Source organism: Moraxella sp. K127, assembly GCF_015223095.1.
Taxonomy (GTDB): Bacteria; Pseudomonadota; Gammaproteobacteria; order Pseudomonadales; family Moraxellaceae; genus Moraxella.
Genome location: NZ_JADFBZ010000120.1, coordinates 1 through 345 on the forward strand (window position 1 = coordinate 1; position 345 = coordinate 345).

General features: G+C 49.3%; 1 protein-coding gene. It reads right to left on the minus strand.

Features of this window, described 5'->3' with window-relative positions; all coding sequences use genetic code 11:
* Window positions 1–345 (minus strand): type VI secretion system Vgr family protein (locus IM753_RS12890; protein WP_194109459.1); only part of this gene is annotated, 345 nt, incomplete at both ends.

Consider the following 345-nt stretch of genomic DNA (forward strand, 5'->3'; position numbering starts at 1 on the left):
GGGGGTGGTAAGGCGTCTGATGTGTCCTAGGTTAATCTCGGTGTGTAGGTGGTCGGATTTTAATTGGGTTTGGAGTTTACCTGTGGTGTCATCCATGATGAGTTGGTTGGATTTATCTCCGCCATACTCTTTGGAGCGGATGCCAGAGAGTACTTTTTCATGGGGGAGGGTGTATAGAGGCATGTTGTTTGGATTGGTCAAGGAGCCTGCCACATAGGGCATGTCAGGATTGCCTCCAAAGAAGTCAATGATGACCTCTTGGCCTGCTCTGGGTAGTGCAATGTACCCAAAGTGATCTCCTGCCCAGGTACTGGCAACACGAAGATAGCAGGTGTTTATCTGACT